Annotated in this window: 1 protein-coding gene; it reads left to right on the forward strand. The window is 44.1% G+C overall.

Annotated features, from left to right (window positions below):
* Nucleotides 1-245: condensation domain-containing protein (locus tag GFU89_RS23290; protein ID WP_318849393.1), on the forward strand; the 245-nt coding region annotated here is incomplete at both ends.

Below are 245 nucleotides of genomic sequence, written 5' to 3' on the forward strand. Positions count from 1 at the left end.
GGTACCTCGAGCGGATTATTGCCTCTTCGTATCCAATATAAGGATTATGTTATGTGGCAGATAATGGAGAATTCTTCTTCGCATTACGATGAAATGAAAGCGTACTGGCTGGGAGAGTTCTCAGGAGATCTTCCAGTGCTTAACCTGCCTGGTGATTACCCTCGTCCTGTAGTTAAGACCTATAAAGGGAGTACCTACCATACGCATTTTGATAAAACCGTTACCGCAGGACTTCATCGTCTTTC

This window comes from Chryseobacterium sp. JV558 (assembly GCF_033712365.1).
GTDB lineage: Bacteria > Bacteroidota > Bacteroidia > Flavobacteriales > Weeksellaceae > Chryseobacterium.